Genomic DNA, 15,055 nt, shown 5'->3' with positions numbered 1-15,055 from the left:
GATGTGTGTATTTGTATTCGTATTCCAAGTAAAAGTCGCTTTAATTTAGAATCTTTTGTTTTGAGTGAGAATCTAATTAAGCAAGGCTGGACACACCAACGCATTAAAGACTTTATCAAAGATAAGAAAAATGTCCTAGTTAGTGGTGGCACAGGTAGTGGTAAGACTAGCTTTCTAAACTCGCTAATGCAAGAAATCCCTATAAATGATAGGGTTGTTACGATTGAAGATTCACAAGAACTATTTGTCGCAAATCCAAATAAAACACAAATCGCCGTGCCAAAGGATGAAAATAGCGTATATACCTACACTACTGCGATAAATAATGCAATGCGTTTGCGACCTGATAGATTATTCTTAGGCGAGATTGACATTCGCAATACTTTGACATTTTTGCGTGTGAATAACACAGGGCATAGTGGGAATCTATCCACGCTACACGCTAATAATAGCGAAGATGCTATCAATGCGATTATTACTAATGCGATGTTTGGTGGAATGAATGATAGAGAAGCCCTGCGTGATTATATTCGTAGTGCCATTGATTATATCGTGCAAATCGAGCGTGTGGGAAAACAGCGTAAGATTCTAGAAATCCTAGATGTAAAAGCACATATAAAAGCAGGACAGGGCAACTCAAAAGATTCTATAAATGAGAGTGTTTTAAGGCTTTTAGAATCTAATTTGTCATTGCGAGACTCTAGCGAAGCTAAAGGCGTGGCAATCCAAGACAACACGTCATTGCAAACAAAAGAAGCAATCCAAAAAAACATAGAATCTAAACAAGATTCTAAACACTTTAGCGACTTAAATGTGATAAATATCACAAGTCCAAGCACAAAAATATTTAACTTTATTTAAGGAGACAACCATGAAAAAGATTCTAATAAGTTCAATTTTAAGCATAAGCTTAAGCATACAAACAGCACATGCAAACTTACCTGTATTCGACTTCACAGGCTTAACACAGCAAATCACAAGCTACGTCGACCAAATAAAAGAAATGATGATGTTTGAAAAGCAACTAGCCGCCGCAGGTATTGATTTAACAAAAATAAACGCTTTTGTTAATCAGTTAAAGCAGGGCTGGGATGAAATAAATCAAATGAAAGAGCAAGTCGAGCAAATGACAAACCTTGATAATTTGTGGAATAAATTGCAAAATGATTGCAACATTCTTAAGGATAATCAACAATTTGCAAACCTTATCAAAGAAAAAGCAAAAGATTATAAAGGCTTAGTCGAAAATAAATTTGCCGAGATTCAAGCCTGTGCCGAACTAATAGGTGATAAAAAAGTGCAACAGCATTTAGAGCAAAAAAGCCTAACTGAAGCCCAGCAATGCTTGATTGATGGCGATGATACTTGCTTTAATAACAAAATGAAAGAAATCCAAGACAATAGAAAAAAAATCAAAAACAATCAAATACAAACGCAATACGCAACGATTGCAAAGATAAGTAGCGGATATAAAGCTTATGATAATTCGCAAGAGGGTGAAAGGAAAAAGCTAAAAGAGCAAGGCGAAAATTTAGAAAAAGAGGTAGAAAATATGTCGGGTAAAACCGAAAAAGAACAAAGAGAAATAGCAGTAAAAGTCCAACAAATGATGCTTGATATTTTGATAAAACAATATGATTTAATGCAAAATACGAGCAATATGATGGCGACAATTATGCAACAAACTAATCAAATCTATGATACAAAGATAGAAAAGAAAGAAAATAACGATGATTTAAAATTAGATTCTAAGTTTAATAGAGCAATGGAGAATTGTAAGGAAGTAGAACGAGATGCCTTTGGTTTTCCAAATTATATGACCGCTAAAAGCAAATATTGTGATTTTTAAAAGGATTTTAAATGTTTCTTGTTGAATGGTTTTATAGCGATGAAATAGCATTAGTAGTATTAGTTATATTATTCGTATTGCTAATAGTAAAATGCGGTTGGGTATGGACTCTTATTAGATTGATTCTAAAAATCTTAGGATAAAAGGATAAAAAATGGCACAAAATCAAGGACTTTATCATAGCGTGGAATCCGCAGTAGGTAATGTAGCAGTAACAATGCAAGAAACATTATTTACATGGGCTAAAGATTTATTTACAAGCTACTTATCAATAGCTATTTTAACAATAACTTTATGCGTATTTATTTACACAAAAATAGGCAAGGAATGGAACAAAGAAGACTTTTATAAAATGGGCGTATGGCTTGTTACTTATGCAATAATTTGTGCAATTTATAGCTCATTTGAAGTTTTTAAGGAAGCATTAAATATTTTAGTTACACCTTTAGAATGGTTTTATGGTGCTATAAAAGGTAGTGGTAGTAGTATGAATCTAGCAAATGGCGTAGATACTTTAATAACTTGGTTAAATGAAGTAGTAGGTGGAATGTTACAAAAATGGACTTGGGATGAAGCTTCAACATATATTTACGCATTAATGGCGATGCTTTTGTGGGTGGTTATGATGTTGTTTATTGTCTTTATAGTTATATTTACAATACTTATAAAATTTGCGGCATTGCTTATTTTATCACTTTGTCCTATTATGTTACCTTGCTTAGTGATTCAGCCTTTGCGTGGATATTTTTGGTCGTGGTTTAAATTATATGTTAGCACTGCTTTACAAGCTCCTTTAGCTTGGTTAGTAGGTGGAGCTATAATGTTAGGTTTAGAATCTTCAAGGAATATGCAATTAAATGAAAATACGCCAGATACACAAGTTGCAGTTATATGTTTAACGCCAATTATAGTAACTTTAATAGGAATAGCATTACTTAGCAAGATTCCAGCGTGGTGTCAAGCAATCGTAGGAAGTGCTAGTGGAGACCATAAAACAGGAGTCGCAGGAGCAGTGGCTGGAGCTGGTGGAATGGCTATGAAAGGAATGAAGCAATTTAGCAAATCAGGTAGCGATATAAATCACAATACAGGTCAAAAGAATGGCTTAGGTAGGAGAATGGCTTCAGCAGGTTTGGCTATGGTGGGAATGGAAGGTATGGCTCAAAAAATGGCTGGACAAAACGAAGGAGCTAAAAACGCAAGACGAGAGCAATTAATGAGCGGAGCTTTTACAGCTTCTGCTACACCGCACATGGATAATAGCAAAGGAAAACAAAAATAAAATTTGTATTGACTTATAGCATTAATAATAAGCTACCCATTTATCTTTACCTGTGGCATTATCAAACGATTTTTTAACAAAAATAGAACTTTTTTGAAAATAATTATCCCCTTTTTTACTCTCGCCATAATCCTTATTCAAAACATAGCCTATTTTGCATTCAGCTTTATAAAATTCGTCTTTTCTTTTATCGTTTTTTTCAAAAGATATTATTTCAGTATTTGTAACTTTTTCATAAGGGAAATATTTATTGTTTAATAAAGATTCGGCTTTTTCTTTACATTTCTCAAGTGCTAAATTTTTCAAATCACTTTCACTATCCCCACACGCATTAAAAATAAATAAAGTAGAAAATAAAGCACAAACCCCCACCATTTTCTTAGAAACATTTGAAATCCTAAACATACAATACCCTTTAATCATTCTTATTTTTCACACTTTTGCTATTTGACTTCTCAAGAGCAACAGCCAAATACACAAAACTAAACACCAAAGCACCAAATGAAATGCCTAGAAAAATCCAATTACCAATCATTCAAAATGCCTTAATGTTTTTCATAGACAAAACTATATCATAAATTTTAGAAAAAATGATATATATATGTAAAAATTTTCAATTTTTTATATACATATAGCTTTTTTTATGTTATACTTTCAAAATCTTAAAGAAAGCTTAAAAATTGCCACAGAAATGCTTAAAACCATTCTGCTCTCGCATTCACATAGAATCTAGATTCTATAAACACGTCATTAATGGATTTTTCGCAAGAAATTTCGTAGCAATCTATTTTTCTATTAACGTATGGAATACTTAGGCAATGCCAACGCAATGACATAGAATATATACCATCTTTATAAAAATTAAAGTTCTAAAAATATTTAAACTTTATTAAACACTAAAGTTTAGTTTTTAGATTCTATACATTCTTAGAATCTAAAAAATTTATAAAATCAGCTTCTAGATTCTAAAAAAATCTAAAACTTTTATTAAAAAAACATGAATTTAACTAATTATAAGAGATAATTTAGATTATATAAAAAGCCTTTAAGGTGTATTCTAAACCACCTTACTTATCATATTCGCAAAATTATTAGAATCTAAACTCGCGCTCCCAACCAAAACGCCATCAGCCACAGAACATATTTCACGCATATTTTTTTCACTCACGCTGCCGCCATATAGAATCTTTTTGCAATTTAGATTCTGTAAAATTTTTACCACGCTTTCAATCTCGCTTAAAGTCGGCGTCACGCCACTTCCTATCGCCCACAGCGGCTCATAAGCAATGGTTAAAAGCGGATAGCTTGTATCAATTTTTGCTAGTTGAGATTCTAAAAACTGCGCGATTTTGCCCTGCTTTTTGATATTAGAATCTTCGCCCACGCATAGCATTATCCGCATATTCGCCGCCGCAAAAAACTCAAACTTTTGGCAAATAAACTCATCGCTTTCGCCCAAAATACCGCGTCTCTCGCTATGCCCTAGCATAATGTGATTAATGTTTAGGCTCTGCAAAACTTCTAAGCCTATCTCACCGCTAAATGCGCCATTTTTGGCTGGATATGCGTTTTGTGCGCCTAGATTAAAGTTAGGAAATGTGTTATCTTGTAAGCAGGCTTGGTTAGGAAAAATGATAATTTCTACATTTTTAGTATCGATTTTACTAACTTTAGATTCTAAGTTATTCAAATAAGTGATTATGCTTTTTGGAGTGTGATTTGCCTTTAAATTTGCCGCGATTGTTTTCATTTTTGCCCTTTTAAAATTTATAACTTTTAAGCCTAAAAATTACAGAATCTAGAATGTATAAGAATACATAATTACATAAGTTACGCCGACATTTTTAAAGTCATTTAGCATATGCACTTTGTTGTATGGCAGACGCGCGAGTGCCTCTAAACGCGACTTTCCACTATCAAAAATAAGGCTAAAACCAAGATGAGCTTGGGCTAAAAAGCCACCCACACCATCGCCATAAAGCCCAGAATAGCCTAGCGAACTCCCAACAATAACCCCAACCCCAAAAGGCTCAAACTGCAGAAAATCCCACATAACATCCACGCCAGCCGCACCATAAAATCCATTGTAGCGATTGTCAAAAAGCCCATAGCCACGCAGTCCAAAGGTCTTATGCCAAAAGTAGCTATAGCCAGCTATCACGCTTGCGTTGAAATGCACTTTGTTATTTTCGTGTAGCAAATTTGCGCCGATACCGATGTTAAAGCTTGATTTTGCCGCGCGAATCTTATTGCCGATGTCATAGCCAAAGGAGTCATTTCCAGCCAGCTCAAGCTTAGAAACATCGCTATTACCGCTATTTCCGGCGCTATTAGTAGCCGCGTCATCAGCGTACAAATGGGGGGGCAAAAATCCTAAAATGAGTGCGTAAGGCAACACAACGCACCTTAAAGAAAACTTAAGATTCATAAAAATCTCCATAAAAGTTATAAATTTTAAAACTTTGAGAATAGATAAAAAGTTATTACAATGAAATTATATTGTAATATTTCTAATTTTTTACCTATTTATTGCAGTTTTATTAAAGCTTACTTAAAGTTTCAGGTAAAAAAGCAAAAAAGATTCCAAGTAAAATCTGCTTTTTGCAATGTGTTTTTAAGTTTTTCAATATAGCTTTATTTTGCGTATAAAATTAGTGCTTAGATTTTAAGTAATCTTATAACATCTTTATTTAAACCATATTTTTAAACTAACAAATGTTAAATAGCTTTTCAGCTAAAATTATAGAATCTAATTCAAAAAAGGGGTGGAAAATGTTTATTAGATTCTATATTTTTATCGTGTTTGCGATTGTTTTGAGTGGGTGTTCTAAGCTCATTGTAAAGCCTGAAAAGGTCGGTGGCTACAACAATGGCATTGCGATTATAAAAGATAAAACGCAAAATAGCAAGATTCAATTTGAAATCGCCCAAGATGACATCGGCGGGATGGATAATAATCCGCTTTTGGTGTATATCATCGTGGAAAATTTGACTGATGGCGAGGTGATGTTTAGCGACCACGATGTGAGCGGCGATATGAATGGCGTGGCTGTGCGTCCGCTAAGTTTTAAGCAGCTTAAAAATAGCGATATTAGCGTGACTTCAGCTTTGGGCGACTTTGGAATCGAAGTGCCTAGCCCAAATGTGCGCGTGGAAAACACATTTTTTAGCCCAGCGGCGTATTATCCATTCTACTACCCATTTTACTATGGCTTTGGTTATGGCTATGGATTTTATGATTATTCATTTTCAAGGGCGAATATGTATGCTATCCAAGAGCGTGAGCGGCGTGGCAGACGCATTTTGATGGCGCATTATTTGCGGCAAAATTCCTTGAAAAAAAATGAGCCAAAAAGCGGCTTTGTTTTGTTCCCATATTCGCTTTTGAAAGAGGGCGATTTTATCTTGCATGTGCGCGTTGGAGATGATAACTACAAACTAAATGTGAGATTAGATTCTAAGTAGGGTATAAATGGTTACTTTCAAATATAAATTTATAATATTTTTAATGAAATCTTTAATGAAATATTACCAAATATGATAGAATCTTAGTTATTTTCTGTTAAAACAAGGCTAAAAATGCAAAAAATTAAACAAATTTTATATCGCAAAATATCCAAAATTTATAATATTATAGAATCTAATATTACTAAAATCCTAAAAAAAACTACAAAAGATTCTATAAATCATAAGTATTCAAATGCTTTTAGTATGATGGAGCTTTTATTTGTCCTTGTGATTTTGGGAATCTTGGCTAGTCTTGCCCTGCCACGCATTAGCTTTTCTCGCACAAATGCCCTTGCAGTCGCCATCCAAAATGACATTCAAACCATCATTTCAAGCACGCAAGAATACGCCATCACAAACGCTTTTGCCGTCCAAAACGCAAGTCCGCAGTGGCTAATTTCGCATCTAAATCTTTCGCCACAACGCTGGATTGCAAGTGGCGATAGCCTGAAAATTGCAAATAATGGCGTGCTAGATAGCGCAAATGACTGCCTTAGTATTCGCTTTGATGGGGTGAATTTTTTGCAGATAAATTTCAATCGTGCGGTGACTTCAAACCTTTGCAGTGCGATATTTAAGAACTATCATGGCAATATTAACATCCCACTTAACATCGCCTTTTAACTCCCAAACTTTATAGAATCTTGTTTATAGTTCTTTGTATGATAGTTGTTAATCGGTGTATAACTTTGTAAAGAAACCTTTGTTGAATAGTTGGCAAGAGTTGCAATATTAGATTGAACGCAGAATATTTTTTAGATTCTAAAATTTCTTTTTATTCACATCATCCAAGATTTCCTTTGCTATGGTTTCTACGGCGGTGGAGATTTCTTGTGAGTTGGCGGCGATTTGGGTATTTTGCTGCGTTACAGATTCTAATTGCGAGATTGAGTTATTGATTTGCTCGATGCCTGTGGCTTGTTCCTTGATAGATTCAGCCATATCATTGATTGACTGCACCAGCACGTTTGTGTTGGCTTCAATTTCGCCAAGTGACTTTTGCGTTCGCTCTGCTAGTTTCCGCACTTCATCAGCGACCACAGCAAAGCCGCGACCATGTTCGCCCGCACGCGCTGCTTCAATAGCCGCATTTAGTGCCAACAAATTCGTTTGGTCTGCGATGTCCCTAATTATGCCGATTACATTTTTTATATCTTCGCTTTGCCCGATAACTTCGCTTGTCCTACCGCTCACGCTTTGCATTGAGCTTGTGATTTGCTCTACTGCAGTGGCGGTCTGCTCTAGGTTAGACGCCTGTTTATCGGCTGATTCTTTTAGTGTATGCACCGCAGATTCTAAGTCTTTAGATTTTTCGCTCAAATCATTTGCAAACTTAGCGCTCGTAGTAAGCATTTCGCGGATTACGCCACCCAAAGTATTCGTGACAACCTCCACGCGACCCTGTGCGTCACGCACCTCAGTTGTAAAATCAAGACGCGTGTAGCTATCAAACACCCGCGCGATTTCATTCGTGTCCTTACCGATTTTGCCCTGCAGCACATCAAGCATAGAATTTAGCACATTTTTTAGCTGGATAAGCTGCGGATTTGCCGGCTCCTCGCTAATTCTCGCACTTAAGTCGCCAGATTCTATACGTTTAGCCGTTTCCACACTTTGAGCCACCGCTTTAGAATCTTTGTCGATTCCTTGCTGTGTATGCTCGATATTATCATTGATTTCTAATCCCATTGTGCCTAGCTCATCTTGTGCGCGGATTTTTAGCAGTTTTGGCTTTGTGTTTGTCTCGTGATTTATGTATTTAAAGGCTTCGGTTAGCGTGGTCAAAATAAGCTTTATACGCAACGCAACGCTTGATTTAATATAAAGCATAGTGCCAACAATAATACAAATCGTAGCAATTAGCGAACACACAGCAATCGTCCAAAGTAGCTCACGCAGCGGCTCAAAAATGCTCTCATTTGGGATATACGCGACAACATTCCACTGCGCACCACTGCCCTCAATAGGCGATACGCTACGCATACCAGCCAAGCCTTCAATTCCAGCGGCAGTCTTATAAGGTAAAATCGCGGCTTCACCATTTTTAGCCTTAGCCACAAGGGCTTCAGTTAGCGCACCGGGGGCTACTTCAGTTAGCTTTTTACCGATAAAATTCTTATTTTGATTTATCAAAATCACGCCATTTTCATCAATCATAAATCGCTGGTCATTTTCAAAGATTCTAGCGCGTTCTGCCACAAAGGGCGCACCGATTACTTCGAAATTCACAAAGCCGCCAAGTGCGCCGATAACTTGCCCATTGCGATTATGTATCGGCACTGCAAAGCCTTGCACGAATTGCTTTTGCCCTTTAAAATCGATACTTATCGGCGGTGAAAGGCTAGGCTTATTACTCTCAATGGTACGTCTTATCGACATAAAATTTGCAATGCCAGGCTCTGCTTTTATAATCTGTGCCTTTGTCCCCATACCGCTATTTCCCTGCGCGTTTTGCTCGGCTAAAATCACTAGCCCATTTGCTACGCGAAAGTCGTCAAACTCCCTGCCATCAGGCACGTGGTAATTTGGCAGGTATAAATAGACGTGAGTTAGGGCGCTAACATTGTTTGGAATGGCTTGTATGACGTCTTTTAAGTCGATTATTTCAATATCGGTGCGTTCTAAGTGCGAGTTTATCGTGGTTGCGCCAATTAGCATAGATTCTATGATTTTAGTTGCTACGCCCTCAACGCGGTTAATGTATCGCCAACTTGCTTGATTTACGATTTTGTGTCCTTCTTCTTCAACCGTGTTTTTGCTTATAATAAGAATGAAAGCCGACAAAATAGAAATGCCTAAAATAACGAGTAGTGCGACCATTAGCGAGACTTTCGCCCCGATACTTAAACGAGAATAAAACGACATAGAATCTTCCTTACACAAATCTTTATGGAATTATATAGAAATTTTACTTTAACTTAACATTATTTAACAAAAGGGACTAGATAATCAAAACTAAGTGTGTAAATATTGCCCATTATATATGCAAGACTTAATATATTAAAGAAAAATATCAATATTTAAGTAAAATTGCATTTTTAATGTTTATTTATAGATAGGGTAAAGTTATGGAATCTAGAACTTTTAGTGTAGAAGAAATTGTGGGGAATTTAGATTCTAATACATATTATATTTTATGTCCTGCTGGGCTAGGGGATACATATTTTATTTGTGCGTATTTTAGGGCTTTGGGGGCGTTTTTGGAATCTAATTTGGATTTTAATTTGGGAGTTAAAGATTCTAAAAATATGGAATCTAGCAGTATTTTAGATTCTAATTTAGATTCTAAAGATTCTAAAATCACGCTAATTTTACAAAAAAATCAAGGTGTGATAGCCGAACTTTTTGATATAAAAAATTATATTATTGCTAATAATTTGCGGCGTTGGAAAATAGGGAAAGTTATAGAATCTAAATGTGTTTTAAGCCCACAAAAAGGTAAAATCTTGCCCTTTCATTTCCATCATTTAAAGCGAATGGATTGTATGAGGGAGACCTTGCAAAGCTCGTATTTAGCATTGTTTCAGGCTATTTTTAAACTCTCGCTAGATTCTAAAATGTCAAAACCAAAAAGGTTAAATTTAGATTCTAAAACCTTAAAAATTATAGAATCTAAACTACAAGATTCTAAAAATCTTTTAACTTTGCAAACACAGGATAATGAAACCTTTGAAAAACTGCGTAGTAACATAAAAGTTTTTTTTAAAACAATACTCAATAAAGATATAAAAAACAAACAAACAGGATTAATCGCTAGAATCTCATCAAAAGAAGCAAACAAAATGCAATCACAAAAAGCCACAAACAAAAGCATTGCAAATGGATTTAGCAAAGATGAGCATTTTAAGGCTATAAAAAATATACAAAATCTTTTTGAAAATGCGCACTTAGTCCAAACACACACAGATACGAAAAATCGCAGAGAAATCTCTAGCACCTTGCGATTTGAATGTGAACTAATAATAAATAATAAAAAAACAATAGCTAAAATAACGACATTTGAAATGCGTAAAGGAAATAATAAAATCTACACTTTGGAGCTAATAAATCCTACATCTTTAAGCTTTCGTGCGGATAAAGCAGATGCAGTAGAATCTACTCAGTATCCTAAGGGTGCGCCGCACGACCCACCCGACAATATTGTAGAAACTAACGCCAAAAATGATAACAAAAAATCTACAATAAAGCAAGATTCTAATCAATTTATAGAATCTTTTCTAGTAAAAAGTTGCATTTTTTATCTCCCGCAGGCAAATAGCATTAGTAGCATTTTGCCTTGCATTTTTGAGGCTGAAATTGAGCTTTTATCCCAAAAAGGTTATGTGGTTTTTGTAAATTCCACGCAAAAAATTTATACGCACAAAAATGCGATAAATGTGGATTTAACCTTGCGTGATGCGGTGGCTTTAAGCTCGCACGTAACGCAAGTTCGCGGCATTCGCTCTGGGCTTTTTGACTTGATTGCGGCTAATTCAAAAACCTTTGTGTATTATCCAAGTAGCCATGATTTAGGGCTTTATTCTTTGGAATCTAATTTGCTTAGTGATAGCCAAAATTGCAAGGAAATGCTGTATTCTAGCGTGATTAAGGGCTTTGAAAATGTGAGCAAAACCTTGCCATTTAGATTCTATCAAGCAATTTTTTTAAGTCGCCTAAAGGGCGTGAAATCTAGCATTTTACTGCCTATTAGCTTGGCAAAAATTTATTTTCGCAATAAAAATATTATAGAATCTAAAAGCCTTGAAAGTTGCGAAATAACGCAAAGCTACGAATATAAATTATGTGAAAATCTAGTCAAAATCTACCAAAATCCACTGCATATTTTCACACTAATTTTTAACTATCGCAAGATAAAACAACGCAAAAAAATGAAAGAAATGATAAAAGATTCTATAAATTTGTGAAAGGCTTGACTTAGAGTAAGTATCATCTTTTATAATTGCATTTTGGATTCTAAATTTTAAGGATATATTATGAAAAATCGTAGGGATTTTATCAAAAAATCGGCTTTAATTAGCGGTGTTTTGGCATTTAGTGGCACTAAAACATTTGGGGAAACTAGTAAAGATTCTAAACATTTTATAGAATCTAACACACAAAATCACACGAAAAATTATAAAGATTCTAAACTAGATTCTAAAAATATGGCAAAAGATTCTAACATTATAGAATCTAAAAACGTAAAAGATTCTAAACTTAAAGAATCTAACACCCTAGATTCTAAAATCATAGAATCTAACACGCAAAATCGTCAAAAAGATTCTAAAACCACAAACAAGGAGCAAATAATGAAACTTACCAAAAATGCGGAAAATAATTTCAAAAAGCTTTTTAAAAGCGTGGATACGCCACTTAAAAAGAGCGACCCAGAGTTTTTTACAAATTATGTCAATTTCGCCTTTGATGAGGTGTATGAAAAAAGCAAGATTCTAACCCAAAATGAACGCGTGCTAATCACGCTTGCAAGTCTTATCGCATCTCACAGCCTAAGCGAATTTGGCTTTTTTCTAAAAGGCGCACTAAATATTAAAACGACACCAGAAGAAATAAAAGAGATGATTTATCAAGCCACGCCTTATATCGGGCTACCTAGAACCCTTGATTTTATCACAACTTGCAATGAGATTTTTAAACAAAATGGCATAAAAGTCCCGCTAAAACCGCAAGGCACAACGACAAGGGAAAATCGCCGCGAGTTAGGCTTAAACGCACAAAGAGAGATTTTTGGCGAGGCAATCGATAAAGGAAACGCTGCCGCACCAAACGATATAAAGCATATCCGCGAGTTTTTAAGTAGCAATTGCTTTGGGGATTATTATACGCGTGGTGTGCTATCTTTGCAGTTTAGAGAGCTATTAACATTTGTGTATTTGCTTAGTTTTGGCGGGGCGGATTCGCAGGTAAAAGCACACATTCAGGGCAATCTAAATATGGGAAATGATAGAGAAAAGCTAATCGCTGTTATCACGGCGTTAATCCCTTATGTTGGCTATCCGCGTAGTTTAAACGCACTAGCAGCGCTAGATTCTATAAAATAGATTCTATAAACAGACTCTAAAAATGTTAGAATCTAAGTTTAGATTCTAAGATTTAAGGGCAGGATTTGAGCGAAGATTGTAAAACAGATTGCAAAAAAGATTCTAAATTAGATTCTAAAAGTTTATTAGACAAAAGCAAGACTTTGCGTTTGGCAAGGAAAGATGAATTAAGCGATGATTTACTAAAAGAAGCAATTAGATTAGATTCTAAACTTTGGATAGGAAACTTAGAAAATATGCAATTAATAAAAGCACTGAATCTAGATTCAACAAAGCCTATTAAAATTACAATGAGTGGGAGTGCGATGCTACACGTGCTAAAACAACACGGAGCAGATTCTAAACACGCACAATTTAGGGGACAGCCGCCCATTGATTTAAACGATTTCAAAACGATTGATTTAATCATAAATGACGCAGAAATGTTTGCCATCACACGCACAAGAGATAATCAAAAAGCAATCACCTTAGGCAAACAAATTAATGGCTACCACATCGTAGTCGTAGTGATAAGCAACAAGAAAAACGAACTATCATTAAAAACACAATATAAAGAAAATGGAATATTAAATGTAGATTCAAAAGCCTTTCAAAATGCGGAAGGCGTAGTAAGCTTAAAAAGCCGTTACCCCTGCAGGTTCAAAGACCGCGAATAACTTAGATACTAGCTCGGCTTCCACATTTCATAATTCTACCAAAAAACATTCCAAAAATCCATAGAATCTAAGCTATAATTTCTAAAATTTCAAAGGTAAAAAATGCTAAGAATACTCTTACTAATAGCAATGATAAACCTGCTAAATGCCGCAAATTGCACAGATTCTAACATTTCATATAATTGTGGTGATTGGTATTTAAAAGAGTATTATGATGATGAAAAAAAGGCTTATGAAAAAGCAAAATTAAGCCTAAATAAGAGCCAAAAACGCGCCCTTTATGAGAATGAAAAGGCTTTCAAAGACCAGCTTTTCACCTGTAGTAAGCCACGAAGTGTGCGAAAGGCGGTAGAAACAAGTAAGCAATGCGCGGAAAGAATGCTAGATGAACGCATTTATGATTTGCAAGACCCGCTAAAATTGCTAAAATGTAGCGGCTATATCGAAAATATCGCACCAAAAATCCTGTGTGAGACTTATAACTGGGAGGGCGTGTATGCCCTTACTAAGCCGCAAAATCCGCAAAATTCACCAACGTCACAAAATCCGCAAAATCCGCAAACTCCGCAATATAAAGGCACAATCACCATCGCGTGTTCGATAGAATCTTGCAAGGCGGCTTATTTTGGTATAAGTGGGGAAGATGGATGCTATGATAATTATATGCGATTTAGCTTTACTAATGATACGCAAGGGCTACTTGAGTTTAGCCCGGGTGAGCGATTTGATAGGAGCAATATTTGCAGGGTCAATGTGACTCGAGTTAAGGGCGATATAATTTTGAGTGTAGATTCTAACTTTAGTAATGAATGCAAGAGTGCCTGTGATGCCACTTCCGCCTTACAGATGAATGAAAAATATGAGTATCAGGACATAATGGAGTAAAAAAATGAAACTACATATTTTAAAATGTGGGGAAGTAAGAGTGGATATTTCGCTTCCTTTTAGTAATGAATCTAGCCATCCATTTAGCTACACAGGGTTATTTCGCGCGAAAAAATATCAAGTTTGGTTACCTGTTTTTGCATTTTTACTAGAGCATAAAAAGGGATTGATACTTTTTGATACAGGCTGGGGTAGGGAAAATTCTCCAAATGGAAAGTATGACGCACTCGCGCAAATCCGCCATTTAGGGCTTATGCACTATATGCTAAATAAAGCCTACGTGCCAAGTGGCGAGGCTATAATAGAGCAGTTAGAATCTTTAGGGGTACGTCAAAGCGATATTGATTATTTGCTACTTTCACACTTGCATAGTGACCATACTAGCGGGCTAAAAAGTGTGCGTGGGGCAAGGCAGATTCTATGTAGCGACATCGAGCTAAATGATACGCGTAAATATGCGTATAGATATGTGCCTAGTATGTGGGATGACGTGGATATTGAGACTTTTAGCTTTGAAGAAAATGGCTTTGGTCCTGTGGGGAAAAGTAGGGATTTTTTTGGTGATGGCAGTCTTATTTTGGTGAATATCCCTGGGCATACAAATGGGATGTTTGCGGCGGTAATTTTTATAGAATCTAAATATATTTTGCTATATTTTGATGGTGGATATGCGACTAAATCATGGAAAGAAATGATAGCCCCAGGCACTGCCCTAGATAAAAATCTCGCCTATAAATCGCTAGAATGGATAGCTAAAATGAGTAAAGATTCTAATTGTATAAAATCATTTGCATCTCATGACGTAGATATAAAACCACAAGTGATTGAGTTTTAGGGT

14 protein-coding genes are annotated in these 15,055 nt (G+C 35.6%); 10 read left to right on the top strand and 4 right to left on the bottom strand.

All coding sequences use genetic code 11. The features are described from left to right. From LS64_RS04815 to LS64_RS04805, 3 genes are all read left to right on the top strand, one after another. A partial coding sequence (locus tag LS64_RS04815) for a CpaF/VirB11 family protein (protein WP_161976970.1) occupies nucleotides 1–861 on the top strand: 861 nt, incomplete at its 5' end. A 10-nt stretch (nucleotides 862–871) separates the two neighbouring features. Next, the gene (locus LS64_RS04810) at nucleotides 872–1,849 is read left to right on the top strand and encodes a hypothetical protein (protein WP_034573613.1); all 978 of its coding nucleotides are present in this window, start codon (nucleotides 872–874) and stop codon (nucleotides 1,847–1,849) included. Between the two features lie 154 nt (nucleotides 1,850–2,003). Then, entirely contained in the window at nucleotides 2,004–3,131 is a 1,128-nt protein-coding gene (locus LS64_RS04805; protein ID WP_034573616.1) for a type IV secretion system protein, read from the top strand. A 21-nt stretch (nucleotides 3,132–3,152) separates the two neighbouring features. On the opposite strand, the gene LS64_RS04800 is transcribed toward LS64_RS04805, so the two are convergent. From LS64_RS04800 to LS64_RS04790, 3 genes are all read right to left on the bottom strand, one after another. Next, nucleotides 3,153–3,536, bottom strand: a complete 384-nt coding sequence (locus tag LS64_RS04800; protein ID WP_034573619.1) for a hypothetical protein — start codon at nucleotides 3,534–3,536, stop codon at nucleotides 3,153–3,155. A 652-nt stretch (nucleotides 3,537–4,188) separates the two neighbouring features. Further along, a complete protein-coding gene (locus LS64_RS04795; protein WP_034572239.1) occupies nucleotides 4,189–4,881 on the bottom strand; it encodes a triose-phosphate isomerase in 693 nt (230 codons plus the stop codon). 48 nt (nucleotides 4,882–4,929) lie between these two features. Then, nucleotides 4,930–5,559: a hypothetical protein gene (locus tag LS64_RS04790; protein WP_052062516.1), complete on the bottom strand. Its 630-nt coding sequence runs from the start codon at nucleotides 5,557–5,559 to the stop codon at nucleotides 4,930–4,932. A gap of 344 nt (nucleotides 5,560–5,903) precedes the next feature. On the opposite strand from LS64_RS04790, the gene LS64_RS04785 reads away from it, so the two are divergent. Further along, a complete protein-coding gene (locus tag LS64_RS04785; RefSeq protein ID WP_034572237.1) occupies nucleotides 5,904–6,596 on the top strand; it encodes a hypothetical protein in 693 nt (230 codons plus the stop codon). A gap of 114 nt (nucleotides 6,597–6,710) precedes the next feature. Continuing rightward, nucleotides 6,711–7,262 carry a type II secretion system protein gene (locus LS64_RS04780; RefSeq protein WP_064773721.1) on the top strand — a complete coding sequence of 184 codons (552 nt, stop codon included), beginning with the start codon at nucleotides 6,711–6,713 and terminating at the stop codon, nucleotides 7,260–7,262. A 138-nt stretch (nucleotides 7,263–7,400) separates the two neighbouring features. Here the strand turns inward: LS64_RS04780 and LS64_RS13580 are convergent, their stop codons facing one another. Further along, nucleotides 7,401–9,503: a methyl-accepting chemotaxis protein gene (locus tag LS64_RS13580; protein ID WP_118949355.1), complete on the bottom strand. Its 2,103-nt coding sequence runs from the start codon at nucleotides 9,501–9,503 to the stop codon at nucleotides 7,401–7,403. Between the two features lie 203 nt (nucleotides 9,504–9,706). Between LS64_RS13580 and LS64_RS04770 the strand changes: the two genes are divergently transcribed. The 5 genes from LS64_RS04770 to LS64_RS04750 all read left to right on the top strand — a co-directional run bounded on the left by LS64_RS04770 (nucleotide 9,707) and on the right by LS64_RS04750 (nucleotide 15,052). Further along, a complete protein-coding gene (locus tag LS64_RS04770) occupies nucleotides 9,707–11,542 on the top strand; it encodes an LPD3 domain-containing protein (RefSeq protein WP_052062515.1) in 1,836 nt (611 codons plus the stop codon). A gap of 69 nt (nucleotides 11,543–11,611) precedes the next feature. After that, entirely contained in the window at nucleotides 11,612–12,676 is a 1,065-nt protein-coding gene (locus tag LS64_RS04765; protein ID WP_337190587.1) for a carboxymuconolactone decarboxylase family protein, read from the top strand. A gap of 65 nt (nucleotides 12,677–12,741) precedes the next feature. Next, complete coding sequence (locus tag LS64_RS04760; protein WP_052062514.1) at nucleotides 12,742–13,332, top strand: PBECR3 domain-containing polyvalent protein; 591 nt, start codon at nucleotides 12,742–12,744, stop codon at nucleotides 13,330–13,332. A 102-nt stretch (nucleotides 13,333–13,434) separates the two neighbouring features. Further along, nucleotides 13,435–14,217 (top strand): hypothetical protein, encoded by a 783-nt coding sequence (locus tag LS64_RS04755; RefSeq protein ID WP_034572231.1) that lies wholly within the window; start codon nucleotides 13,435–13,437, stop codon nucleotides 14,215–14,217. 4 nt (nucleotides 14,218–14,221) lie between these two features. Next, the gene (locus LS64_RS04750; RefSeq protein ID WP_034572225.1) at nucleotides 14,222–15,052 is read left to right on the top strand and encodes an N-acyl homoserine lactonase family protein; all 831 of its coding nucleotides are present in this window, start codon (nucleotides 14,222–14,224) and stop codon (nucleotides 15,050–15,052) included. Nucleotides 15,053–15,055 lie beyond the last annotated feature (3 nt).

It is taken from the genome of Helicobacter saguini (assembly GCF_000762875.2).
Classification (GTDB): domain Bacteria; phylum Campylobacterota; class Campylobacteria; order Campylobacterales; family Helicobacteraceae; genus Helicobacter_A; species Helicobacter_A saguini.
The sequence above is the reverse complement of the archived record's forward strand: the minus strand, read 5'-3'. Positions and strand labels throughout refer to the sequence as shown.

Bases quoted from the DNA above. Each gene is read 5' to 3' on its own strand.
- LS64_RS04770 (WP_052062515.1), top strand. From the start codon at position 9,707: ATGGAATCTAGAACTTTTAGTGTAGAAGAAATTGTGGGGAATTTAGAT.
- LS64_RS04805 (WP_034573616.1), top strand. From the start codon at position 2,004: ATGGCACAAAATCAAGGACTTTATCATAGCGTGGAATCCGCAGTAGGT.
- LS64_RS04765 (WP_337190587.1), top strand. From the start codon at position 11,612: ATGAAAAATCGTAGGGATTTTATCAAAAAATCGGCTTTAATTAGCGGT.
- LS64_RS04800 (WP_034573619.1), bottom strand. From the start codon at position 3,536: ATGTTTAGGATTTCAAATGTTTCTAAGAAAATGGTGGGGGTTTGTGCT.
- LS64_RS04810 (WP_034573613.1), top strand. From the start codon at position 872: ATGAAAAAGATTCTAATAAGTTCAATTTTAAGCATAAGCTTAAGCATA.
- LS64_RS04780 (WP_064773721.1), top strand. From the start codon at position 6,711: ATGCAAAAAATTAAACAAATTTTATATCGCAAAATATCCAAAATTTAT.
- LS64_RS04795 (WP_034572239.1), bottom strand. From the start codon at position 4,881: ATGAAAACAATCGCGGCAAATTTAAAGGCAAATCACACTCCAAAAAGC.
- LS64_RS13580 (WP_118949355.1), bottom strand. From the start codon at position 9,503: ATGTCGTTTTATTCTCGTTTAAGTATCGGGGCGAAAGTCTCGCTAATG.
- LS64_RS04750 (WP_034572225.1), top strand. From the start codon at position 14,222: ATGAAACTACATATTTTAAAATGTGGGGAAGTAAGAGTGGATATTTCG.
- LS64_RS04790 (WP_052062516.1), bottom strand. From the start codon at position 5,559: ATGAATCTTAAGTTTTCTTTAAGGTGCGTTGTGTTGCCTTACGCACTC.
- LS64_RS04755 (WP_034572231.1), top strand. From the start codon at position 13,435: ATGCTAAGAATACTCTTACTAATAGCAATGATAAACCTGCTAAATGCC.
- LS64_RS04785 (WP_034572237.1), top strand. From the start codon at position 5,904: ATGTTTATTAGATTCTATATTTTTATCGTGTTTGCGATTGTTTTGAGT.